This is a genomic window from Metabacillus malikii (assembly GCF_030813355.1).
GTDB lineage: Bacteria > Bacillota > Bacilli > Bacillales > Bacillaceae > Metabacillus > Metabacillus malikii.
In genome coordinates this window covers 1-19077 of the sequence record NZ_JAUSUD010000033.1, presented here as the reverse complement: position 1 = coordinate 19077, position 19077 = coordinate 1, and the positions used below count along the sequence as shown (strand labels likewise).

The 19077-nt window shown below is 34.2% G+C and carries 20 protein-coding genes; 13 read left to right on the top strand and 7 right to left on the bottom strand.

Annotated features, from left to right (window positions below):
- Positions 1-144 precede the first annotated feature (144 nt).
- Together J2S19_RS21365 and pdhA are read right to left on the bottom strand one after the other, a co-directional pair.
- Positions 145-369 carry a DUF2651 family protein gene (locus J2S19_RS21365; protein WP_075983135.1) on the bottom strand — a complete coding sequence of 75 codons (225 nt, stop codon included), beginning with the start codon at positions 367-369 and terminating at the stop codon, positions 145-147.
- Between the two features lie 130 nt (positions 370-499).
- Positions 500-1534 carry a pyruvate dehydrogenase (acetyl-transferring) E1 component subunit alpha gene (gene pdhA, locus J2S19_RS21360; RefSeq protein ID WP_075983134.1) on the bottom strand — a complete coding sequence of 345 codons (1035 nt, stop codon included), beginning with the start codon at positions 1532-1534 and terminating at the stop codon, positions 500-502.
- 167 nt (positions 1535-1701) lie between these two features.
- On the opposite strand from pdhA, the gene J2S19_RS21355 reads away from it, so the two are divergent.
- On the top strand, positions 1702-2523 hold the full coding sequence (locus J2S19_RS21355; protein WP_075983133.1) for a PaaX family transcriptional regulator C-terminal domain-containing protein: 822 nt from the start codon (positions 1702-1704) through the stop codon (positions 2521-2523).
- A 433-nt stretch (positions 2524-2956) separates the two neighbouring features.
- Here J2S19_RS21355 and J2S19_RS21350 read toward each other — a convergent pair whose 3' ends face one another.
- Positions 2957-3715, bottom strand: a complete 759-nt coding sequence (locus J2S19_RS21350; protein ID WP_307346214.1) for a carbon-nitrogen hydrolase family protein — start codon at positions 3713-3715, stop codon at positions 2957-2959.
- A gap of 214 nt (positions 3716-3929) precedes the next feature.
- Here J2S19_RS21350 and J2S19_RS21345 point away from each other — a divergent pair, with 214 nt between their 5' ends.
- The 11 genes from J2S19_RS21345 (at position 3930) to J2S19_RS21295 (ending at position 14577) form a co-directional block, all read left to right on the top strand.
- Complete coding sequence (locus J2S19_RS21345; RefSeq protein WP_307346212.1) at positions 3930-4274, top strand: DUF4260 domain-containing protein; 345 nt, start codon at positions 3930-3932, stop codon at positions 4272-4274.
- Between the two features lie 68 nt (positions 4275-4342).
- A complete protein-coding gene (locus tag J2S19_RS21340; protein ID WP_075983131.1) occupies positions 4343-4927 on the top strand; it encodes an LOG family protein in 585 nt (194 codons plus the stop codon).
- A 79-nt stretch (positions 4928-5006) separates the two neighbouring features.
- Positions 5007-5990 carry an alpha/beta fold hydrolase gene (locus J2S19_RS21335; protein ID WP_141770172.1) on the top strand — a complete coding sequence of 328 codons (984 nt, stop codon included), beginning with the start codon at positions 5007-5009 and terminating at the stop codon, positions 5988-5990.
- 524 nt (positions 5991-6514) lie between these two features.
- On the top strand, positions 6515-7837 hold the full coding sequence (locus J2S19_RS21330; protein ID WP_307346207.1) for an MFS transporter: 1323 nt from the start codon (positions 6515-6517) through the stop codon (positions 7835-7837).
- 227 nt (positions 7838-8064) lie between these two features.
- On the top strand, positions 8065-8403 hold the full coding sequence (locus tag J2S19_RS21325; RefSeq protein WP_235816556.1) for a metal-sensing transcriptional repressor: 339 nt from the start codon (positions 8065-8067) through the stop codon (positions 8401-8403).
- A 14-nt stretch (positions 8404-8417) separates the two neighbouring features.
- On the top strand, positions 8418-8624 hold the full coding sequence (gene copZ / locus J2S19_RS21320; protein WP_075983128.1) for a copper chaperone CopZ: 207 nt from the start codon (positions 8418-8420) through the stop codon (positions 8622-8624).
- 94 nt (positions 8625-8718) lie between these two features.
- The gene (locus J2S19_RS21315) at positions 8719-11136 is read left to right on the top strand and encodes a heavy metal translocating P-type ATPase (protein ID WP_075983127.1); all 2418 of its coding nucleotides are present in this window, start codon (positions 8719-8721) and stop codon (positions 11134-11136) included.
- A gap of 18 nt (positions 11137-11154) precedes the next feature.
- Positions 11155-12009 carry a DUF8832 domain-containing protein gene (locus J2S19_RS21310; RefSeq protein WP_307346203.1) on the top strand — a complete coding sequence of 285 codons (855 nt, stop codon included), beginning with the start codon at positions 11155-11157 and terminating at the stop codon, positions 12007-12009.
- A 372-nt stretch (positions 12010-12381) separates the two neighbouring features.
- A complete protein-coding gene (locus J2S19_RS21305) occupies positions 12382-12939 on the top strand; it encodes a sigma-70 family RNA polymerase sigma factor (protein ID WP_075983125.1) in 558 nt (185 codons plus the stop codon).
- A 14-nt stretch (positions 12940-12953) separates the two neighbouring features.
- A complete protein-coding gene (locus tag J2S19_RS21300; protein ID WP_307346198.1) occupies positions 12954-13955 on the top strand; it encodes a DUF4179 domain-containing protein in 1002 nt (333 codons plus the stop codon).
- A 307-nt stretch (positions 13956-14262) separates the two neighbouring features.
- Positions 14263-14577 carry a MazG nucleotide pyrophosphohydrolase domain-containing protein gene (locus J2S19_RS21295; RefSeq protein WP_075983123.1) on the top strand — a complete coding sequence of 105 codons (315 nt, stop codon included), beginning with the start codon at positions 14263-14265 and terminating at the stop codon, positions 14575-14577.
- A gap of 1188 nt (positions 14578-15765) precedes the next feature.
- Here J2S19_RS21295 and J2S19_RS21290 read toward each other — a convergent pair.
- Together J2S19_RS21290 and J2S19_RS21285 are read right to left on the bottom strand one after the other, a co-directional pair.
- Positions 15766-16707, bottom strand: coding sequence for an alpha/beta fold hydrolase (locus J2S19_RS21290; protein WP_075983122.1), 942 nt, complete (start codon positions 16705-16707; stop codon positions 15766-15768).
- Positions 16708-16805: 98 nt separating this feature from the next.
- Positions 16806-17585, bottom strand: a complete 780-nt coding sequence (locus tag J2S19_RS21285) for a TetR/AcrR family transcriptional regulator (protein WP_075983121.1) — start codon at positions 17583-17585, stop codon at positions 16806-16808.
- Positions 17586-17761: 176 nt separating this feature from the next.
- Here J2S19_RS21285 and J2S19_RS21280 point away from each other — a divergent pair, with 176 nt between their 5' ends.
- Entirely contained in the window at positions 17762-17989 is a 228-nt protein-coding gene (locus tag J2S19_RS21280; protein ID WP_307346195.1) for a hypothetical protein, read from the top strand.
- On the opposite strand, the gene J2S19_RS21275 is transcribed toward J2S19_RS21280, so the two are convergent.
- Together J2S19_RS21275 and J2S19_RS21270 are read right to left on the bottom strand one after the other, a co-directional pair.
- Positions 17970-18356, bottom strand: a complete 387-nt coding sequence (locus J2S19_RS21275; RefSeq protein WP_307346192.1) for a stage II sporulation protein P — start codon at positions 18354-18356, stop codon at positions 17970-17972. The two genes, J2S19_RS21280 and J2S19_RS21275, sit on opposite strands and share 20 nt — an antisense overlap.
- Complete coding sequence (locus J2S19_RS21270) at positions 18346-18885, bottom strand: RNA polymerase sigma factor (protein WP_307346189.1); 540 nt, start codon at positions 18883-18885, stop codon at positions 18346-18348. The genes J2S19_RS21275 and J2S19_RS21270 overlap by 11 nt, the downstream gene beginning before the upstream one ends.
- Between the last annotated feature and the right edge of the window lie 192 nt (positions 18886-19077).

Sequence of the window (19077 nt, the reverse complement as noted above, 5' to 3'; positions counted from 1 at the left end):
CCCGTTTTAGATATTTTTTTAAAACGAGTAGAGCAGATGCTTTCAGCGTGTCAAAAATTGAATCATACAACTGTCAATGCTTTGGGTATTGCAAAAAAAGGACCGTCTATTGACGGTATCTTTTTCCTAATAAGAAGAACTAAGTTACTTCTTAATAAATCTCATAATTAAACTGACAATGAACGAAATTATTGTATAAACTACAACCCAAATAAAGAAAGATTCATTGAAAACAGAGAAAGTTAAGATGGTGAACACAACTAATGTTAATAGTGGCATTACAAACCATCTTCTAACCAAAATGAAACCGATAATTGATGCTACAAGAACAATGATAGGACATATTAATAATACCAGAAAAAATTCCATATCTACTATTACCTCTTTATAGGTTATACCATTCTATACAAAACCTAGTTAATTTTTATCTAAAAGCAACAAGGATTACGAAAAGTGCCTTAAAATTTGTGCAAAATATACCTAAGGTGACTTTATAAATTTATTGTTTCTCATACATATGGCGATGAAGATCCTCAATTGTTTGTGGTGGTAACTTGTCAATTTCCTTTATAGCATTTTTAATATCTTCCTTTGCACCAAGAATTATAGCTTCTTCTAGCTCTTCGTTCCACAGTCCTCTTTTATTAAGAAATTTCCGGAAGCGATTTAAAGGGTCTTTGCTTTTCCATTTTTCAACTTCATCTGACTCTCTATAAAGGTCAGGATTATCACCTGAAGTAGAATGTGGACCAAATCGATATGTTAGTGCTTCGATAAGTGTTGGTCCTTCGTTATTAATTGCTTGATTACGTGCATCCTTTGTTGCTTTATAAACAGCTAATACATCCATTCCATCTACTCTTATACCCTTAATTCCAGCCGCAACAGATTTTTGTGCGATTGTTTTAGCTGCAGTTTGCTTTGAAAATGGTGTAGAGATCGCAAATTGATTATTTTGGACAAAAAAGATTGCTGGCGTATTAAAGGCTCCGGCGAAATTCATTCCTTCATAAAAGTCGCCTTGTGAGGAACCGCCATCACCCGTATATCCTACAGCAACTGCCTTTTGATGTTTTTTCTTTAAACCAAGTGCTACACCTGCAGTTTGAATAATTTGTGCACCAATTATGATTTGTGGAAGCAACGCATTAACACCGTCTGGAAATTGACCAGCTTTAAAATGTCCTCTGGACCAAAGAAATAAATTTTGTAATGGTACACCATGAAAGAATAACTGTGGAATATCTCGATAACCCGGTAGTATCCAATCTTCTTTTTCAAGTGCAAATTGACTTCCTATCATTGATGCTTCTTGCCCAGATGTTGGAGCATAAAAACCAAGTCTCCCTTGGCGATTTAACAAAATAGATTGTTTATCAAGAGTTCTTGTATAAACCATTCTTCTCATCAATTCAACTAAATCATTATCGGGCAAGTTCGGAAAATTCAGCTCATCAATTACATTTCCTTCTTCATCTAAAACCCTAAATTCTTGAAATTCTTTTTCAATTTTATGTAGTAGATTTTCATTCAAAAGAACCAACACCTTTTATAAGTATATTATATACGAGCGTATATATTTACATTATAAATATTCTGGCTAATACTGTCAATATTAGTTATGAATGTATAGATCGATTACTAAAAATATTAGTTGAAAATCTATGGACATTCTATATCATTAATATTGAGGTGAGTTTTTTGACACTTGAAAAGCAATTACTATATTTACTCTCTAAAGTGGGAGAAATTGAAGGTAAAAAGCTAATCAAAACATATGAAGCTATGGGCTATACCCCACAAATAATTAGAAATTTATTAACTAAATTAAAAAAGGAAAAATATATTGATTCATTAAATCGTGCCATTTATCGAATTACTCCATTAGGAAAAGAAGTCCTCAGTTCTTTATATTTTAAAAGGGATTTATACAGCAAGCATTGGGATGGGAAATGGTACATCATTTTAATTGAAATACCAGAAATGTTAAGGAAAAAAAGAGATATATTTAGGAGAAAACTGATTCAATTTGGATTTGGGCAATTAAATAAAAGTGTGTATGTTTACCCTTGGGATATAACAAAAGATGTAATTAATATTATCGACACACTTGAAATTGAGGATTATGTAACGATTCTTGCAAGTAATGAATTCCTATTAAATAAGATTTCCAAAGATGGTGAGAAAGGAGCAAATAAAGCATTAGAAATATGGAAGATTGAAGAACTGAATAATATATATAAAGAAAAATTTGAACGGTTTGAGATGGAACGTAAATCAGATATTAATAAGCTACTAAATAATCAACATCCGGATGATTTAATAGCATTTAGCTATTATTTAGAGATATGTAAATTAATAAATGAACTGTTGGATATTGATCCCATGTTACCACCAGAATTTTTACCGGGGAGCTGGGGAGGTACAAAGGTATTATCAGAATTAAATAGGTTATATAAGTTGATAGCAAATATTATTCCTAAAGAGTCTATCTATTACATTTTTGTAGAGAAGGATCTATAGGATCAGTGCTTTCTTACTGAACTGTTATAATAAAATAAGGTAGCAAAAGTAAGAGTGTGAATATTGTACTTTACGTATAGGGTGCGTTAATCCAAAGGATTAGCGTTTTTTTGTTGTTTAGCGTACAATGATTTTTTTTTGCTGTGGATATTTCTAAATGAGGTGTATTTAGGTCTAGCTTCAGCACCTAGCCCTTCGAGGTAGAAATGAGTGTCAAGAAGTCAAAACACGACTTTTATTGACACAGAACATTTGCTTGCCGGGGCTGAGAAAGCGCCTTAAGCGTTTTGTTTCTAAAGAGCAGATTGGCTAAATACGGGAATGTTTAATTGGTAAGGTTCTCTTACATTTGTCGATAGAGATCATCAACTGATAATGGAGGCAACTTGTCAATTTCGTATATAGCATTTTTACTCTCTTCCTTTCCATTATTCTAAAAAGCAATTATCTTATCCAATGACCATTCACGGGTATCTGTACATTCTATAAGTAATATTCCTTCCGTGTTAGAGTCCATTTTACCAATTAGTTCTCCACTTGAATTCCATGCACAGCTTCCCCCAGCAGCTTTATATCCGCCAGTTTCACCACAATAATTTGCCATAAAGACTGTCATATTATACTTTTTAGCCGTGTGCTGAAGTACCTTAGTATCGTTTGCATAACCATTGTCTGACAACAATGCGCTTGTGATATAAACCGAGGTGTTAGTGCTGTAAGCATTGCTTCTGTGTATAGGGTTGTTTGTATCCGCGCAAATTGCAAAGGAAAATATTTCATTCTTTTCTATTATTTTAGGATCCAAATTCCCCGGAATAAAATATTGTTCCTCGCCAGGATATAAAAAATGTTTGGTATAAAGTTCAAAAGTACCGTCTTTAAAGAATATTAAACTGCAAATCATTATATCTTTTCCAAACCTAACGGGAACTCCAACCACAGCATTTATATTATTGGTAATACAGCAGCTTCGAATTTGAATTAATCTCTCATCTTCATAAGAGAATGCAAGTTGATCTGAACGCTCTAATTCGTACCCCGTTAAAGATAGTTCTGGAAAAATGACATAATTACTGTGATGTTTTCCTGTAGCTTCAATGACAGCACAATGCTTCTTTAAGTTGTATTCCAGGTCTCCGTCCATTACCGAAATTTGAGCTAATGCAATAGTTATATTCTTTTTCTCATCCATCATATAATGCTCCTTCCCTATCCTCAATTTTTAAACTTTCTTGCTAGTAATTGGTATTTTTTTGTTGCAATTTAAAAAAGAAGTATTATAATAATCAATGTACTAACGTTCGTTAGTGTTAAGGCGATTATAATATAAAGGAGTTTTTTTGTCTAAGTAATTTTTGCCCTTTTTATAAGTCGAATAAATATGGAGTTTATAGGAGGTTAGTAGAATGAGTAAAATAATGCGTTTAGAAGGGTTCATTGTATTTTTACTTGCCATTGGATTTTATTATGTAAATGAATTTAGTTGGATAGTATTTATTATCTTTTTACTTGCGCCTGATGTAGGAATGGTAGGATATGTAGTTAATAATAAAATGGGTGCATATATTTATAACATTTTTCATACTTATACGATTCCTCTACTTTTAGTAGGAGTGTCAATTTTAATGAAAGTTGATATCCTCTTATTGGTTGGCTTGATTTGGAGTGCCCATATTGGAATGGACCGCTCCTTAGGCTATGGATTAAAATACAGCACTGGATTTAAAGATACACATCTTGGTAGGTTTTAAGTTTTAATACAACCATTAATGGTGAGTCCATTTGTACATCTAAAGGATATTTGAAGGGAGAATAAATTATGAAGAGAGTAGCTGTTTTTTGTGGGTCGAGTGATGGGGCACAAAAAGAATATAAAGAAGTAGCAGCAGAACTTGGAAAAGAACTAGCAGTAAGGGGAATCACATTGGTTTATGGAGGGGCTAGTGTAGGAATGATGGGAACATTAGCTGATTCGGTTTTACATAATGGTGGAGAGGTCATCGGGGTAATTCCTAAGTTGTTAGAAGAGAGGGAAATCTCGCATAAACTGTTATCCAAATTATATGTCGTCGAGACTATGCATGAAAGAAAGGCGCGAATGTCAGAGTTAGCTGATGGCTTTATTGTTTTACCAGGCGGTCCTGGAACAATGGAGGAATTTTTTGAAATTTTCACATGGGCGCAAATTGGATTGCATCAAAAGCCTTGTGGGCTTCTTAACGTCAAAGATTATTTTAATCCATTACTTGATTTGCTTGACCATATGATTGAACAAAAGTTTTTACATGAAAGATTCAGGTCTTTCGCGATTATAGAAAACAAGCCAGAAGCTTTATTAAGAGAACTTTACCAGTTTGAGCCACTTTCAATAAAAACGTATTCTACTTCAAAAGTGATAAATTAATTGCTTTTATGATATAAATCTGACATATCGCCTAAAGAACCATCCTATAGCACAAAATTAATAAGAGAGAAGTGAAATAATGAAAGGGAAAAAAAAGCATAAATTTTGGAGAATTGTTAGAAATGTATTTTTAATCTTATTATCTATCTTTCTACTATGGATTGTATACCATCAGGTGATGACTAAATTTGAGCAAAAGAAATACTCTGCAATTGGGCAGTTAGTTGAGGTTGATGGGAAGAAAATGCACGTGTATACAGAGGGGGAGGGTGAACATACCGTTGTCCTATTAAGTGGATTAGGTACGACAGCTCCTGCGCTAGATTTCGAACCGTTGATGAATGAAATGGCAAAAAATAATAAAGTTGTAGTCATAGAGCCCTTTGGTTATGGCTGGAGCGACGTAACAAAGAAGGAACGAACAGTTGAGAACATTACGGAGGAAATCAGAGCAGCTCTTAAGGAAAGCAATATCAATGGGCCTTATATCTTAATGCCTCACTCCGTTTCGGGAATTTATAGCATGTATTACGTAAATAAATACCCTGATGAGGTAGAAGCTATTATTGGAATTGATAGCACTTTACCGATGGCAACAGAATACTTTCAAGAAGCTGCACCAAGTTTACCAGGATTTTTGAAACTTGTCGCCCCAATGGGAATCGCAAGAGTTGCGGTAAATGTCATTCCTGATAATTTTCTTCCAATCGCAGATGAAGGGACTTATTCTGAAGAAAATTTACAGATGACTGAGAAGCTTTCTGCTTGGAAGGCATACAATTCTAATGTTATAGAAGAAGCACAAGAATTAAGCAATAATATCAAGAAGACAAAGGATATGTCATTTCCTCCAAACATACCTATTATGATGTTCACGACAAAGGAAGACAAGGTAAATGAAGAAGGAAAATCAAATGTCACATTTTATCAAGACCAATTACGTAATCAAGATTCTAGCGAACTCATCATCTTGGATGGACATCATTATTTACACTGGACAAAATCTCAGGATATGAGTAAACAAATTAATGATTTTATTGAGGACTACATTGGAACTGAATAAAGCAAGACCCAGGAGCGACGGTTCTCAGTTAGAAGGATTCATTTCATTTGAAGTGTAGATTCACTTATCTTAAGGAAAACAGGATGTAGGTTTTGATAAGACAGTCGTTACATTAAGTGAGATCTAAGAATCGGTAGGAGAGCGATAACTTCAAACTCTTACCTATCTTATAAATAACTACTTGGTACTGATACACTCTATTTTACAACTGAAACCTAGGCGTTTCTCAATGAAAATCTGACTAATGAGACATACCTTTTTCTAGTACTAGAGTAGCAGTCCATGCATCATTATTATTATATTTATGCAATAAATGGAGCCTAATGCAGCATCTGGCATTCAGAAGGAGAACTGCGATAATTTAGAGGTTGAAAGAGATTATGTATGCTTGTGTTCAGGGGAGAACTTTATCTAAATTTAAGTTGGAATAAAATATAAAACATTTCCTTTACATACATTACAGGGGTATAGTATGTAATAAATATAGCAATTATTTCCTTGTTATATATTGGAGGTTAAAGGTTATGGAAGCACTATTAGAAAACAAATTACAAATGCAAAGTAAACAAAAATCACTTGTGTTAAGTATTTATCTTACTGGAATCTTTATGGGAGCCCTAGATCACGGAATTGTCGGGCCCGCATTAAGCTCGATTGTTAGTACATTTGGCATCAATACTTCATGGGGGGTGTGGAGTTTCACGATTTATACCTTACTTTTTGCAGTTAGTATACCCTTAATGGGCAAATTCTCTGATCGATTTGGTAGAAAGCGAATTTTCATGGCTGGTATTCTGTTATTTGGATTAGGCTCATTACTATCAGCTGTCGCTCCTAACTTTTTGACCTTTTTAGTAGGAAGGAGTATTCAGGCAATAGGTACAGGGGGTATATTCCCGATTACTGCTGCTTACATTACTGTAAGTTATCCAACTGAAGAACGTGCGAAAGCAATGGGATGGATTGGTGTAGTATTTGGCTTAGGAAGTATTATGGGGCCTATTGTAGGAGGATATATCATTCAAAACTATGCATGGCAATGGATCTTCTTAATCAATGTACCTATTTCAATCTTGGTTGTTTTTTCAATGAGTGTGATGAAATTACCACAAACAATTAGTAAGAAACCAATCGATTATTTAGGCATTATCTTAATAACAGGTATTATCCTTTCTGTTATGCTAGGTATTACATTGAAAAATGTCCCAATACTTATCATTGGTTTACTAATCGTCCCATTTTTCATTAAAACAGAAAAGCATTCACAAGATCCTATCATCAAACTGAATTACTTCAAGTCAAAATATGTGTTAATTATTTTAAGCTTATCACTGATGTCCGGTTTCATAATGGCATCAACAATGAATCTTTTACCGTTATATATAGAAACAAACTTTGATGTAACGAAGGCACAATCGTCTTATGGAGTGGCTCCACTTGCAATTGCTTCTATGGCTGCTTCCTTGATAGGTGGGTATTTGGTTACAAAGTGGGGAGCAAGAAACATATTGTTTCTAGGGTTTGCAATCACATTAATCGGTTCACTTTCTTTCATCTTTCCGATTACCTATTCATTGCTACTTGTTTCTGCTGCTATAACTGGTTTTGGAATTGGGATCATTATTGGTGCACCACTAAACATCCTAGTGATACAGGGAACTTCAATGGAAGAAGCAGGTTCAGCAGTTGGGCTGCTAAGTTTATTTAGATCCTTAGGTTCGACCATAGGACCAACAATTGCTGGTATCATTTTATCGTCTATTGCAAGCGGTTTTGCCTATATATTTATAGTATTAATGATTGTTTCAGGCTTAGCATTGTTATTGTTTATGAATTTAAAAAAATGAGAAGTGTTTATGTTGAAACAACCATCGATAGTGAAATGAAAATCTATGCGTCTCCTAAGAATAAAGGGAAATTTAATTATTACAAAACGATGAACTGCTAGGTGAAAGAAACATTCTTAATAATAAGTAAATCCTCTGATGTAAAAAAATAGAGAATTATTTTCCAATCAATACTTTACATAGGGTAGGGGGGTATGGTAAATTATATTCATAAGGAGGTTATGAATATGGTTGAAGAACAGGAAGAATTGATTGAAAGTGAGAATTGCTGCTCCAATCATTCTGAAAAGGTAAGTCATCACTCAGAAAAAGTGAAGAAGTCCTTGGTTACCCGCTTAAACAGAATTGAAGGTCAGATTCGTGGTATTAAGGGTATGATTGAAAAAAATACGTATTGTGATGATGTCATTACACAAATTTCAGCGGTCCAATCAGCATTAAATAGCTTTTCCAAAGAATTATTAGATCATCATTTAAGAAGTTGTGTAACAGAAAGAATACAAGATGGTGATTTAGAGGTAGTCAACGAACTTCTAGTTACGATTCAACGATTAATGAAAAAATAAAGGGAGAGATAGATATGGAGAAAGTAACCTTAACTGTAAATGGAATGTCATGTGGTCACTGTGTCAATTCTATAGAAGGAAATGTAGGAAAATTAAATGGCGTATCAGAAGTGAAAGTCCACTTATCTGAAGGAAAGGTGGATGTAGCGTTTGATTCAACAGTTGTCTCTTTAGATGAGATTAAAGAAACAATTGCTGATCAAGGTTATGATGTAGTTTAAGTTGAAATTTGATACTGAAGGAAACGTGCTGAATGATATGCACGTTTCCTTTTGAAAACAAATATACCATCACTGGGTATGGGGGGTTAAGTAGATGACTCAGGAACTTAAAGAAGCAGTTCTTCCGATAACAGGAATGACATGTGCTTCATGTGCGATCCGAATTGAAAAGGGGCTTAAAAAAGTAGAAGGTGTAGAAGACGCGAATGTAAACTTCGCCCTAGAAAGAACATCCATTAAATACAATCCAAATGTTGTTCAAATAGATGAATTCAAAAAGAAAATAAATGATTTAGGATATGACGTAGTCGAGGAAAAAGTTGAGCTAAATATTATTGGCATGACATGTGCTGCTTGTGCGACAAGAATAGAAAAAGGTTTAAATAAAATTGAGGGTGTTACAAAAGCGAATGTAAATCTAGCGTTAGAAAGTGCAACCGTTGAATACAATCCATCACAAACAGGTCTAAACGATATGTTACAACGTGTTGAAAAGCTTGGTTACAAAGCAACTTTAAAAGATGATCAAAAAGAAGACCTTGTAGATATGAAGGCAAAAGAATTAGAAACACAACAAGGAAAATTCCTCTTTTCACTTATTTTATCCGTTCCACTTTTGTGGGCAATGGTTAGTCACTTTAGCTTTACATCTTTTATTTACCTTCCAGACATGTTTATGAACCCTTGGGTACAGCTGACACTCGCTACTCCTATTCAATTTATTGTTGGGAAACAATTTTATGTTGGAGCTTTTAAAGCCTTACGAAACAAAAGTGCAAACATGGATGTACTAGTTGCCTTAGGTACCTCTGCTGCCTACTTCTATAGCTTATACCTATCAATTGTATCAATTGGTAGTGGAAGTCACATGGTGGAATTGTATTATGAAACTAGCGCCGTTCTTATTACATTAATTATTTTAGGGAAATTATTTGAAGTTCGAGCAAAAGGTCGCTCTTCTGAAGCAATAAAAAAATTAATGGGTCTTCAGGCAAAAACGGCAACAGTTGTACGTAATGGAGTTGAACAAGAGGTTACATTAGAGGATGTAGTTGTTGGTGATTTTCTCCTTGTAAAACCAGGAGAAAAGGTTCCGGTAGATGGTGAAATCATTGAAGGTCGCTCTGCTTTAGACGAATCCATGTTAACGGGTGAAAGTGTTCCTGTTGATAAAACAGTCGGTGACATAGTCATTGGTTCCACCATTAACAAAAATGGATTCCTAAAGGTGAAAGCAACAAAGGTCGGACGTGACACAGCACTTGCGCAAATCATTAAAGTGGTGGAAGAGGCACAAGGATCAAAAGCACCAATTCAACGATTGGCCGATCAAATCTCAGGTATTTTTGTCCCGATCGTAGTGGGTATAGCGGTTCTTACATTTTTCGTTTGGTTCATCTGGGTAGCACCTGGAGACTTTGCTGAAGCACTAGAAAAATTAATTGCTGTTCTTGTCATCGCATGCCCATGTGCATTAGGTTTAGCTACTCCTACTTCCATTATGGCTGGATCAGGAAGAGCAGCAGAGTTTGGAGTATTATTTAAAGGTGGAGAACACCTTGAGATGACACACCGTTTAACAACGATTCTTTTAGATAAAACAGGGACTGTGACGAACGGTACTCCAGTTTTAACGGACGTTTTAGTTGAGCAGGGAGTGGACGAAAATCAATTTTTACAACTTGTCGGAACAGCTGAAAAACAATCTGAGCACCCACTGGCTGAGGCTATTGTAGCTGGAATTAAGGAAAGAAATGTCGAACTTACTGAGGTTGAGGAGTTTGAAGCGATTCCTGGATATGGAATAAAGGCAAAAGTAAATGGCCAATTCATTTTAGCGGGCACAAGGAAATTAATGCAACAACATAGCATCAAGATTGAGCAGGCACTCCGTACAATGGAACAGCTTGAGGAAAAAGGAAAAACGGCGATGCTCATTGCGATCGATAATCAATATGCAGGTATAGTCGCAGTAGCCGATACAATTAAAGAAACGTCAAAAGAAGCGGTAAAGCGTCTAAAAGACATGGGTCTAAATGTTGTGATGATTACAGGGGATAATGAGCGTACAGCCAAAGCGATTGCAAAAGAAGCTGGTATTGACTCAGTTGTAGCGGAAGTCCTTCCAGAAGGAAAAGCAGAGGAAGTGAAAAAGCTACAAGAACAAGGAAAAATTGTTGCAATGGTTGGAGATGGGATTAATGACGCACCTGCTTTAGCGATCGCTGATATTGGAATGGCAATCGGTACGGGAACAGATATTGCAATGGAAGCTGCGGACATTACCCTTATTCGTGGAGACTTAAATAGCATTGCCGATGCGATCTTTATGAGTAAAAAGACCATTCGTAATATTAAACAAAACCTATTTTGGGCATTTGCTTACAATGCACTTGGGATTCCAGTTGCAGCACTAGGCTTCCTAGCACCTTGGTTAGCAGGAGCAGCCATGGCGTTTAGTTCTGTATCTGTTGTCCTGAATGCACTTAGATTACAAAGAGTTAAACTATAGATAAAAGGAGAACGTCCTATGAAAAAGTGGATCATTTCAGCTTTTCTGTATTTAGCTATTGTCATTGTTGGGTACTTTGCCTATGAAGCTGTTTTCGGAGTAGATGAAAAATTAGACGCTCATACTGAGGAGCACACTGCTTCAACTAGTGAAGCAAAAGAGGCTGGGAAAGCTCATGACTCACATTCTGGAGATGAATTACATGAGCATGGTCAACAAACTAGTACAGAAAGTGAAGTAAAGGTAACCGTAAAAGAAGAGAATCAATCATTAACAGTAAGACTTGAAGACCTTGCTGGAAATCCTGTAACAGATTTAGAAGTAAGCCATGAAAAGCTTCTTCACTTGATCGTAGTGGATGATCACTTAGACCAATACTTCCATCTACATCCGGAAGAAACTACACCAGGACAGTTTAAAGTGGAAAGTCCACTAAAAGAAGGTACGTATAAGGCATTCGTTGATATTAAACCAAAGGATCTAAATTATGAAGTTCAAACGATTTTATTTACTGTAGGAAATCCTGACACTGGAGAGCATAGTCATAGCTCTTTGAAGATCGATCAAACTCTAGAAAAAACAATAAATGGAAACAAAGTAACGATGACACCCACATCATTAGTCGTGAATGAGCCGGTTAACTTGACATTCGATGTTCACGGAGCCAAATTGGAATCATATTTAGGAGCATTAGGCCACGTTGTGATTCTAGATGAACAAGCAGATGAATATCTTCACGTACATCCATTAGATGGTGATACACCAGTTTTCGAAACGCAATTTTCAAAGCCAGGAATTTATAAAATATGGGCAGAATTTCGGGAAAACGGGAATGTTACAGTCTACCCATTTATTGTAGAAGTAAAATCATAGGTTGCTAGGAGTTACTATATAAAAGTAGCTCCATTTTTTATGTTCAAACTTTAAATTATAAGGGGATAAAAGGAGTACCGTCAAGAAAATTCGGGTTAACAACACTAAGCCAATCTTCAAGACGGTTCCCCTATTTTTAACAACGTTAAGAAAGTTGTAGTGATCTTAAAGAATCTAATTAAGAAGAATATTCATTTATTTAGGTCTGTTCTTTTAACTAAAGTTATCAATAGATAACTTTCTTATTTATGGACCTAAGAGTAATGCCATACATAAGAACAAACAATTTTAGAAAAAATTAATTTCTTGATAGAAATAAGAACAATGATTACGTAATAACTTGTGTAGGGGCCACTTACGAGGAGGAAATGAATGAGAATAAACGATAGTAACGTTGTGCAACAGTTAACAAAAAGAAATGAAAAAGCTTTATATTATATCATCGATTGTTACGGAGGTTTGATAAAAAAAGTCATTCAAAAGTACTTGTACAATTTAGAATCTATTCAAGAGGAATGTTTGGATGATGTACTACTTCTTATCTGGGATAATATTCATTCATATGACGAAAGTAGAAATTCACTTAAAAATTGGGTAGCAGCTATCGCAAAATACAAGGCAATTGATTATCAAAGAAAATACAAAAGATATTTAGAGCAAAAAGATATCCATGATGAGATGGTAGAAAGTCCATTTGACGTAGAAGCACATGTAACAAGAAATATGTTAAGTAGTACTACTGAGAAAATGCTCAGTTACTTAAAGAAAGAAGATCGTACATTATTCATCAAACATTATGCTGAAGAGAAAAATATCGATGAATTAGAAAATGAAACGGGTTTGGAAAGATCCGTTCTTTATAATCGTTTGTCCCGTGGGCGAAAAAAGCTTCGGTCATTATTTCAAGGTAATTCAGCAAGTGGAAAATAGAATGAGGTGAATAGATGAAAAACTTATTCGAGAGTTTAAATGATGAAAAAATTACTCTATTAGAATTTGAAGACGGTCAAATAACGGATATCGAAAAGAAAGCTACTAAAAAAAGAATAAAGGCAAAGTTAAAGAGTAGGTCTGGTAATAAAAAAAGGATACTTGCTGTAGCAGCTTCGCTGGTAGTCATAACAATTTTAGGGATGAATACAAAATATACTTTAGCAGATATTCCAATAATCGGGGACGCACTAGAGAAATTTGTGCATTCACAAGAAGGTTCATTAAGCGATTATAAAACAGTCATTGGAGAATCGGTAGAAAGCAATGGAGTGAAGCTGACATTGAATGAAATAATATTAGATGAAGGTCAACTCCTTATTAGTAGTACATTCCATACGGATATATCGGATAATGACTTGGCTTATAATTGGTATTCAAAAATAGAGGTTTATATTAATGGGAAAAAGTCAGACCTCGGGGGAGGTGGAGGCCCCGAAGGAATAACCAATTCAGCAGTGAATTATTTTTGGACTTCGGATTTAAAAAATATTAAACTGCAAGATAATCAACAAATTAAAATAGTCTTTAATGATTTGGAACGAAGTGATTCAAAGAAATTAATAAAAGGAAAGTGGAGTTTTGAATTTACTGCATCCGGTGAAAAACTCAGGGCAGACAAGAAATCAATACCAGCCAATAAGTATTTTATCCTAGAGGAGGGTCAGAAAGTGACGGTAGAAGAATTGATATTAACTCCTGTTTCAACAGTAATTACTTATAAAATGGAGGGTATTTCCAATGACCTTTACTTCAGACTTGAAGATCAAAATGGGATGAAATTGCAAGAATTCTCTAGACAGCTCTCAAGTGACATCAACATTAATAGATTTATAGCATTAGAAAACAACATAGTCAAACTGAAGGTCATTCCATATATCTATTCTAATGAGGCAGGAGTAGATAATAACGAGGTGATTCTCTATGATGAAATTTTTGAAATAGATGTGAAATAAAGATTTAACGAACGTTAGTTTAAGCGGTAAATATAGAAGTAATAAAATGGGAAGGAATGGTATGTTATAAGGGCTGTTTTTTTCTCTATTTATACATAGTGTTGATTAAATGGCCTTTCACTGAGGTGAGTCCAAATTTATGAATTTTAGGGCGGACAAAAGATGAAACATATGCAGGAACAGATGTAGAAGAAATTGGAATGAATTGGTCCTAAACAATAGTCCTTCAAGTAATGATAAAAATTGTATGAGGAGCAAACAAGAGTTGATTTTTGTCTGTAAAAAAAATATTAGGGAGATAAATACATTGAACGTTAATGAATTTCAGGAATGGGTCAAAGCTTATTATGAAAAAAGAGGATGGTCAGAATTAGACATATTTATTAGAATTGGTTTTTTAGTTGAGGAAACAGGAGAAGTTGCTAGAGCAATAAGATCTCTAGAAATCGGTAGAGATAGACCCGATGAAAGTAAAAGAACATTATCACAACTAAAGAAAGAATTAACAGAGGAACTTGGGGACGTCCTAGGCAACCTGATCGTTATTGCAAATAAATATGAAATACCGCTAGAAGATATTTTTAGGTCTCATCGTGATAAATTAGATAATCGGTATACATAAAAAAATAATCTACTAAGCTGATTGCATCAGAAAAACTATTTGTAGTTTTACATAATTCTGGACATAGCTCGTTTAGAACAATCCGAGAACAATTGAACCGACAATAAAAAAATGTTGAAAACAAAGAATTTGCAACCTAATGAAGTAATTTATGTGGGAGATGAGAACTGAGATATAGTTGCTTGCAACAAGAGTAACGTAAAAGTGATCTGGGTTGAAGGGGGTTACGATGGAAGAGACGTAATTAAATCAGCTAATCCTTATTACATAGTTCAAAAACCTGAGGGTATACTTGACTTAATCTAAATAAAGTTATGTCTCATTCAAATTATTTGTAATGCTGATTATTGCTATATTTATGATTCCGTGTTAAAAGTAACTCCTTATACAAATAAGATACAATTATTAAACATAGTGGTGGAGTGAGATCAATGGTAGATTTAAGTGAAAAGTCAATTATTTCAGGAGAGAAGGTTATCCTTAGACCATTTAATTCTAATGATCTTCCCTATATTGAAAAATGTTATGGGATCCTGAGGTTATAAAACTTACAGGAAGCACATCTGATTTTGACAGAGAAACAGTCATCAATTGGTACAATACAAGAAATGACAAGAAGACCATTTGGATATTGCAATTGTTGACAAATCCTTAAAGATATTGGTTGGAGAGGCAGTAGTAAATGAATATCATGAAGAAAAAAGTATGAATTTTAGGATACTTATTTGTCAAATGGGAAGAAACCGTGGATTAGGAACTGAGGCCACTCATCTAATAATTAATTATGTAGAATACCAATCTGAATCAACTTACTTTGAGTGTTTTTGATTTTAATCCCAGAGCAAAAAAAGTATATGAAAAGTTGGCTTTTTATTAGATAGTGTAGATAAAAACAACTTAGAATTTGAAGGTAAATGAATTGATTCCTTAAAAATGAAATTAACAAGAGATAATTGGTTAAGGATGAGAGAAAATACATAAGAAGATTAATTACTCTAATATTAGGTTCTATGCAGTGTTAATATGGTACCCATTATGTTTACTAGGTAATTGTTAGTCAATATTTTCCAATAATTCACAAACAACGCCATGATATACTACACAAACGTAGGTGAAAAAACCTTCCATTAGCACATTTATTGGAAGGTATTTTTACTAATTAACAAATTACTAGATGTAATTTTATTGTTACTTCATTATAGTTAATAGCTCTATTGCATCCAATACCTTCTCAGGGTGATTTTCAGGAATCATGTGACCAACATTGGGCAATCTGACCATTTTAGAATTAGGAAGATCCTTTTGAAGTCTTTCAGCCATTTTGATAGTGCCAAAAGGGTCATTTTCCCCTACAACTATAATAGTTGGAACTTCTATTTCCTTATACCGAGAACTAATTTGCTTGGATGTTATCGGAAAAGCTAAAGTATCCTCTCTATTAGCTTTAAATTGAGTGGGTCTACCCCATAAAGCTAGTAGTTTTTCCTCGTAACCAGCTGGAGGTGTCTCCGGTGAAAACGTTGCTTTAGTTGTTTCTTTACCCATTGACTTACCTAATGGTGTTGCTAATAGGGTATTCATAATTAAATCACCCAAAATAGGAGTCGTTACTAATTCTGAAAGAGTATCTCCATTTTCAGCAGGGTATCCTTCTTTATACATTGCTCCTCCCAAGGTAACAAGACCTTCAACATCATTAGGAAATTGAAGTGCATAAGACATAATCATAGTTCCGCTCCAAGAATGACCCACAAGGATAATTGGATCCGTTATATTCAGCTTTTTTAATGCTTTATGAATTAACTTAGCTTGTGTAATAGGAGTGACTTTTTCGTTGGTGGGCCTTTCGCTATGCCCATACCCAGGGCGGTCAAATGCGATTGCCTTATATCCCTCTTGGGCTGCAAGCTCTATTACATCGGAAAAATCCTCACTTGAAAGCACGCCTCCATGCAAGAACACAACCGGCTTTCCGTTCCCTTTACTCAAATAGTGAAGTTTGATACCATCTACTTCAACAAAATCTCCATTAGGAGGATATGCCAATTCAGCCTTCTTAAATTGATTTTGGTTGTAAAAGTATAAAGTAACCATTCCTATAAGGACAGTTACAATAGCAATGATAAACATATTCTTCCTCCTCATTCTCCTCACCTACTGTAAAGTACTCCATTAACATACTTAAAAGTATGTTATGTTCAAAAAAATACCCGGTTTTTCAACGGGCTTTATTTTGGGTTTATTCCGTCCCATATTATTTTGGATATAGAGTCAGCCATTTGAGTGAGCGGTACAGAGCTTGGAGATACCATCCACATAAGAACCATCCCATTTATTAAGCCGTGGAGAGTTACAGATAATGAACTGGCATCCACTTTTTCTGAAATCATCTTTCTTTTCTGGAGATCCTCTAAAATTACTTCAGTTCCTGCAAACAATTTTGCAAAAACTACATCTAACTTTTCTCTAACTTCAGAATCACGCCTTCTAGAAATAAATTCAAAAAACAAGGTAGGTTGTTGGCTTTTATCTTCTTCACAAGCTTGAAACTGGCTCTTAAGCAATCTGTTTATTGCTTGTTCGGGACTTGAAGACTTAAATACCTTTTCTAATTGGGAAGGGAGTTCCACTAATAAATTAGTTAGGCTCTTATTTATTAACTCAATAAACAAATCTCCTTTACTGGAAAAGTGCCAGTATACAGCTCCTTTGGTTAATCCTGCATCTTCGGCAATTAAATCAAGTGTTGCCCCTTCGTAACCAAGTTCTCCAAATACCTTACCTGCTGAATCCAATATGTTAGTGCGCGTATCTAAGTGGTGATTTTGGTTAGGTTCCTGAAAATCGACTAATCTTCGCCGCATTCCCTCCTTACTGCCAAAGTATCTCCTTACAGTAGTCCAATGAACTTCAGCTATTTCTGCAATGTCGGCAAATGTTATTTTGTCTGCAGGATTCTTAGTGGCTAACTCTTTAGAAGCTGCCAAAATTCTATCGTGCGGTTTCATTTATTTCAACCTCCATTTGTTACATTAGAATACTGGTGAGTATGTTTTCATTGTAAAATCATTATACTTTAAATGTCAATAGTTTTATGAAATTATTCTATGGTTGGAAAATTGTAGTTTTGAAATTTCCTATTGAAAATTATAGTATAAAAATATAGGAATGGAGGTTGAATACTGTGAATATCAAGAGGTTTTTTCTCGGCTTTATCGTTATATATATATTGATAAGCCTTCCTTCTATGTTCGGGATTGGATATGTTATTGACTGGGTTCCAGAAGCAACTTTTTATCAAAAGATTAAGGGATATGTTATTGGTGGACTTGAAAACAATTACCTCGTTAAAATAATATCTTCGGCAATAGTAGGTATTATCTTTAGTTTGATTATAGCCTATTGTCACTAGCTAATGTAGAAAAAGATTCCGTATTGTGTGTATGATAAATTAAAACCATTGGACTTTTAATTGATATAGGATTAACCTCATTCTTTTCCGTTGCTGGAGGATTAGTATTTCCATTAAAAGAAGCCATGACTTGACTTGCTGATTCCAAAAGATAATTCATCCCACCTAAAAATGAAATCCAGGTAATTAATGCAAGGGCAGCAGCAAATGCAGACCAATGATAGGATGCTTTAATTATTTTTTGCCTTTTATTATATCTTCTGGCTTCATTAATTAACTTCAGCTTTGTCTGTTGTATAAAATCTTCACGAGGCTTTAATTCTGGAGAATTTTTAATAGTATCAAATATTTCTTCTTTAATTCGCATTGTTAAATACCTCCTCATTATCAATATGTAGGAATTTTTTTAATGATATTAACCCTCTATGATAATCAATTTTTACCTTTGATTCCGAACAACATAATATTTCGGCAGTTTCTTTAATTGAAAATTCATTAATTCCTCTAAGGATAATTACTGTTCTGTATTTAGTCTTTAATCGATATATAGCTTCATATAAATGTTTTATATTTTCGCTGTATTGAAGAATTTCATACGGTGTCTTTTTATTCGATGGAATCTGGTTAAAGAAAATTTCCTTGAAAATAATTGAAAACTTCTTTCTTCTCATATGGTCAATTGCGGTATGCTTTGCTATAGAAATTATCCAAGTTTTTAATTTACATTGATTATTAAAATTAGATAAAGACTTTATTACTTTCATAAACACTTCTTGTGTTAAATCTTCAGCATCGTTTTGGTTACCTGTAAAACACATTAAGAACTTATATACATCTCTATAATATAGTTCATATATCTCCTCGATTGCTAAATCGATTTTTTTATAGTTTGACAATCCTATCCCCCCTTAATTAGGTGTTCAGTTATTAATCGAATAGATATTAAAAAAGTTACAATAAAATAAATAAAAACAAATTTAAGTAGTATGTACTTGAATCAATTTCATAATTCATTATTTTAAAGAAACACAGAACCACAGAATATTAGCTACTTAAATTTTTTTTAGTTGATGCCTGTTGAATAGGTG

Excerpts from the sequence above, each read along its gene's own strand:
- J2S19_RS21330 (WP_307346207.1), top strand. The coding sequence starts at position 6,515 with ATGGAAGCACTATTAGAAAACAAATTACAAATGCAAAGTAAACAAAAA.
- J2S19_RS21290 (WP_075983122.1), bottom strand. The coding sequence starts at position 16,707 with ATGTTTATCATTGCTATTGTAACTGTCCTTATAGGAATGGTTACTTTA.
- J2S19_RS21365 (WP_075983135.1), bottom strand. The coding sequence starts at position 369 with ATGGAATTTTTTCTGGTATTATTAATATGTCCTATCATTGTTCTTGTA.
- J2S19_RS21325 (WP_235816556.1), top strand. The coding sequence starts at position 8,065 with ATGGTTGAAGAACAGGAAGAATTGATTGAAAGTGAGAATTGCTGCTCC.
- copZ (WP_075983128.1), top strand. The coding sequence starts at position 8,418 with ATGGAGAAAGTAACCTTAACTGTAAATGGAATGTCATGTGGTCACTGT.
- J2S19_RS21305 (WP_075983125.1), top strand. The coding sequence starts at position 12,382 with ATGAGAATAAACGATAGTAACGTTGTGCAACAGTTAACAAAAAGAAAT.
- J2S19_RS21340 (WP_075983131.1), top strand. The coding sequence starts at position 4,343 with ATGAAGAGAGTAGCTGTTTTTTGTGGGTCGAGTGATGGGGCACAAAAA.
- J2S19_RS21350 (WP_307346214.1), bottom strand. The coding sequence starts at position 3,715 with ATGGATGAGAAAAAGAATATAACTATTGCATTAGCTCAAATTTCGGTA.
- J2S19_RS21275 (WP_307346192.1), bottom strand. The coding sequence starts at position 18,356 with ATGCGAATTAAAGAAGAAATATTTGATACTATTAAAAATTCTCCAGAA.
- J2S19_RS21285 (WP_075983121.1), bottom strand. The coding sequence starts at position 17,585 with ATGAAACCGCACGATAGAATTTTGGCAGCTTCTAAAGAGTTAGCCACT.
- J2S19_RS21310 (WP_307346203.1), top strand. The coding sequence starts at position 11,155 with ATGAAAAAGTGGATCATTTCAGCTTTTCTGTATTTAGCTATTGTCATT.
- J2S19_RS21315 (WP_075983127.1), top strand. The coding sequence starts at position 8,719 with ATGACTCAGGAACTTAAAGAAGCAGTTCTTCCGATAACAGGAATGACA.
- J2S19_RS21345 (WP_307346212.1), top strand. The coding sequence starts at position 3,930 with ATGAGTAAAATAATGCGTTTAGAAGGGTTCATTGTATTTTTACTTGCC.
- J2S19_RS21300 (WP_307346198.1), top strand. The coding sequence starts at position 12,954 with ATGAAAAACTTATTCGAGAGTTTAAATGATGAAAAAATTACTCTATTA.
- J2S19_RS21335 (WP_141770172.1), top strand. The coding sequence starts at position 5,007 with ATGAAAGGGAAAAAAAAGCATAAATTTTGGAGAATTGTTAGAAATGTA.